The sequence below is a fragment of the Geobacillus sp. LYN3 genome, assembly GCF_003064505.1.
Lineage (GTDB): Bacteria > Bacillota > Bacilli > Bacillales > Anoxybacillaceae > Parageobacillus_B > Parageobacillus_B toebii.
The window spans coordinates 1-355 of sequence record NZ_QCWL01000083.1; the positions used below are offsets into that span (position 1 = coordinate 1).

Genomic DNA, 355 nt, shown 5'->3' on the forward strand with positions numbered 1-355 from the left:
GAAGCAGTCAAACTTCTTTGGAAGCCCCCACTTCAAATTTTCGCTAGAAAATTAAGTGGGGGTAGTTCACTCAGAAGGACCAATGAAAGAAATGGAATTCGGAGACCGTTATTTGCGGGCAGTGCTTAGCTTCATCGGAATTACTGATGTTCAGTCCATTTTTGTCGAAGGAATGGCACAATTCCCGAATGAAGCCGAAACAATTAAACAAAACGCGATCAAACAAGCAGAACAAGCAGCGAAAAACTTTTAACAAAATGATGACCTGTTCCTTTGATAAGGGACGTAACTATTCAGCCACATGATCAAGTGAGCTGAATATTTTTTGTATTTCCTGTCTATGATGTGAATATTG

1 pseudogene is annotated in these 355 nt (G+C 39.7%); it reads left to right on the forward strand.

The features are described 5' to 3' along the window. Positions 1-58: 58 nt before the first annotated feature. Positions 59-253, forward strand: a pseudogene (locus tag DCC82_RS17190) (NAD(P)H-dependent oxidoreductase); the annotation flags it as partial. Positions 254-355 lie beyond the last annotated feature (102 nt).